The organism is Aneurinibacillus aneurinilyticus ATCC 12856 (assembly GCF_000466385.1).
In the GTDB taxonomy this organism is placed as follows: domain Bacteria; phylum Bacillota; class Bacilli; order Aneurinibacillales; family Aneurinibacillaceae; genus Aneurinibacillus; species Aneurinibacillus aneurinilyticus.
The window spans coordinates 1-3400 of record NZ_KE952706.1 but is presented as its reverse complement, the minus strand read 5'-3'; the positions used below and the strand labels follow the sequence as shown (position 1 = coordinate 3400).

The following is a 3400-nucleotide window of genomic DNA, read 5'->3' as shown; positions in this document are numbered from 1 at the left end:
TACCAGACGCTTCGCTTTTCCTTTGGCTGCCTTTGCTATTTTTAGCGCTTTCTTTGCCTAGATATTTAATCCGGTGGCTTCATTCTCCTATTCAGCTTTTGACATACAAAAAGGCTCATTCCTCCTCATCCTAGTTGGAATAAGCCTTTGAAAGTTTATTAAGCGTGTTTATCGAGTCTATAGGGATTTGGTTTGTTAGTCGTATTGTACGATCTAGTTGCTGGAATTATAAAATGGACTTACACAATAACTTTGACAATTCGAAGATTAATCACCAAAAGAATCTGCTACAAAATGAAAGAACGTTACAAAAACAGGTCAATCATGGTGCTATTTGACCATAATCGACCTGTTCGCCGTAACGCTATCTCATTAAATAGGGTATACTTTCTCATCAAATACATTTCAATTCGCGAGAAGCTTCTACAAGTAACACAAATGGTCATGATTATACTTATGCGGCTCGTTTGTCACTAGTTATCAGCATTAACTGAATAACGTTTCTCCTCGATCATTAATCAACATTTGATAATTTCAATACCCTACTCAGTTCTCCTAATACCTTTAAATTATTTTTAGCTACATCAACAGGTATGTCTTTCATTAAGACAAAGGGGAGTTGTTTTGAGCCCTTTAATAAATCAAATAATCCCTTTTTAATATTAAAGACTTCTTGTATTTTTTTTAAATCTGTTGCGCCACCGCTAAGTGGGTGAATCAGAATAAGATCACAAAGGTTGACATTATTTTCTTCATCGTCTTCTATTAAATCAATGTTTTTAGCCCCATTATTAATCCACTCTATAAAATTTCCACTAACTATAGTAGCAAATTCGGGATTCATAACCCCTGCATCAACTTGTAATAACTCAGTAGCATCTTCATTTGTAGACATTAAGTAGAATTTACCACCGCCGTTACTCCCTACAGCTAAATACCCCTCTGCGTATTCTGCAACTTCATATGTTTCGTTTCTCTCAATAATGATATCAGTTCCAAATATCACTACACCTTCTTCTGTTTCAAAACCATTGGTTAACTTTAACAATTGCCTAAACACTATCGGGAATTTTATAGCCATTTTTTCCTCGGCACTGTCAATTTCACGATCATCAACAGCAGGGTAAAGTTCAAAAGTTGATAAGGACTGAAAATCTATCATTTAAATCCTCCTAATCTATCAAAGTATTTATATGCTTCCCGAATTACCTTTTTTGTAACCTTTGGGTCAACGCCAGCTTTAATCATTTCTCTATAAGACTCATTAAATTCATATTTTATGCTCGTATTAAAACCCTCAGTCCGTCTTCTTGCTCTTTGTAATGCTGATATTATAGCATGTGATTCACCTGATATCGATTTTAATAACAACGATGGCGCATTAGAACTACTATATTTTATTCCATTTCTTTTTGCCCATAATTTAGCCCATTCATCTTGTATAGCGTGGTGAGCCTGCACAAGTCCATCCGACTTTGTATTCCGGAATCCCGGTGCGCGGTTCTTATTTGGACTCATTTTTTTATAAGCATCTACATCATCAGTACGATAACCACCGTTTTTAAGTTTGCTGTTAGTTGATCTTTGTGGAAAGACAATTCCCGCTCTATCATTAATATTAGCATGAAGCTGTTCAGAACTTAATTTTCCATACTTTTCTCTTAAATAATCAGCTCTAGATTTATCCGTCCCCTAAGAGGCAAGAAATCGCAAGTCTATTTCCAATGAACCTGTTCTCCAGTTAAATTATAAGTATCCCTACAAATTATCTCTGATACATACACTTGTTATCAGTAAAGTGACTCATTCGGTGCTGGGCAGTTGCCTGACTGTATAGGTTTTTTCATTATCTTTTTCCTCCTTCGTGTTTTTGACATACAAAAAAGGCTCATTCCTTCTCATCGTTTAAGTTGGAATAAGCCTTTAAGAGTTTATCAAGCATGTTTACAAAGTTTTTTAGTCTATTAGTTTTATTGTACGATTTTCTTATTAGGGATGTAAGTAAAATATTTACAAAAAAATATAAAATCCTCTTTATAATTCAACTACTTTTCCAGTTAAATTATCCAAAAAGAATCTTCGGTTATTTTCTACAATTAATTGTAAATCACTACCTATTGGAAAGTGGTAAATTCCAATAACTGCTGGTTCAATTTCTGCAACTGTATTGAAGTCGCATATGGTCATATTTTTAGGGTTATTAATAAACTCATCATTATCTATGTCAGAAAAAAATCTCCAGCCGTTATCTACATCATTAACTGATTCCTCTCTTAATAACCATTTAAGATTACCTTTATTATCTAATATATTTTTGGAAACAATACATCCTCCTGCCCCATCTATAAAATTAGGCTTCTTTTTCCCTAACATATAATTCCATCCTTTCAACAATATCTTTTCTATATGGCAATTTCTTAGCAAATTCGATGGGTGTCATACCCCACTTGTCTTTTGTTGTCAAACTAACATTTTCTTGAGAAAACCATAGGTCATATATTGGTTTTAACTCTTCATCTGCATACTTCATATTTAATATATACTTTAGTGCCACTCTATTATTGTTATCTAATATATTGATATCTGCCCCCATCGATATCAAACGCCCACATAAATTAGTCACTTGAATTATGTCATTTTTCACTTGAGAAAGCAAAACATGAAGAATACTTTCATGATCTTGATTTAAGGACGTTACGTCAACTCCTTTATCTAATAAGAAATTAGAGATTTTATACCTAGATTCTAAATCTTTATTACTTACCGCATAAAAAATTAATGAAATACCATCAAAATACTTTAACTGATCTCCTTCTTGAAAAGCGGCAAAAAACTCCTCACTACGCTTAAGTTTCGCAATCATGTCTATATTCATCCAAATTACCTCCCTACTCATATTTATGACTTCTATTATTTGATGGAAGTTCTGGTAAGTAGTTTTGAGGATCATTATACCAATCTCGAAATTCTTTAGGTGTCAATTCACCATTTAAATATTTCTTATGCATATCAGAATACTTTTCTCCTGGTACATGTCCCATATCCCATACTCCTCTTCTACTCTCTCCGGGATTCCAATGTATCACGTCACCTGTATTAGGATCTCTTACCAAGCCATCTGGTCCTTTCGCATTTTCCCAGACCTCTTCAGCTACACCTTTTCTTAATGATGGTCTCTTTTTTGGATCTAAATAAGGTCTATTATCTATAACTTCAGTAATATCCCCTTCACCTTTTATAGTCACAGTTCCATCTTTTGCAATAATTTTTTTGGCTCCAGCTTTAGGAGTCCCCTGAGTAGGTTGTTGCGTTTCCTTAGGTCTCGGTGTCTCTTTAGGCTTTGGTGTTTCCTTAGGCTTTGGTGTCTCCTTAGGCTTCGGTGTCTCCTGTGATTTAGGAG

5 protein-coding genes are annotated in these 3400 nt (G+C 34.3%); all 5 read right to left on the bottom strand.

Going from position 1 to position 3400, the window contains the following annotated elements; translation table 11 throughout:
* Positions 1 to 514: 514 nt before the first annotated feature.
* A complete protein-coding gene (locus HMPREF0083_RS04350; RefSeq protein ID WP_021619854.1) occupies positions 515 to 1162 on the bottom strand; it encodes an SMI1/KNR4 family protein in 648 nt (215 codons plus the stop codon).
* On the bottom strand, positions 1159 to 1461 hold the full coding sequence (locus HMPREF0083_RS04345; RefSeq protein WP_245191312.1) for a hypothetical protein: 303 nt from the start codon (positions 1459 to 1461) through the stop codon (positions 1159 to 1161). Before HMPREF0083_RS04345 ends, HMPREF0083_RS04350 begins: the two co-directional genes overlap by 4 nt.
* A gap of 573 nt (positions 1462 to 2034) precedes the next feature.
* Positions 2035 to 2373 (bottom strand): DUF2185 domain-containing protein, encoded by a 339-nt coding sequence (locus tag HMPREF0083_RS04340; RefSeq protein ID WP_021619852.1) that lies wholly within the window; start codon positions 2371 to 2373, stop codon positions 2035 to 2037.
* Positions 2351 to 2875 (bottom strand): ankyrin repeat domain-containing protein, encoded by a 525-nt coding sequence (locus HMPREF0083_RS04335; RefSeq protein WP_040301473.1) that lies wholly within the window; start codon positions 2873 to 2875, stop codon positions 2351 to 2353. Before HMPREF0083_RS04335 ends, HMPREF0083_RS04340 begins: the two co-directional genes overlap by 23 nt.
* 13 nt (positions 2876 to 2888) lie before the next feature.
* Positions 2889 to 3400 (bottom strand): HNH/ENDO VII family nuclease (locus tag HMPREF0083_RS04330; RefSeq protein WP_021619850.1); only part of this gene is annotated, 512 nt, incomplete at its 5' end.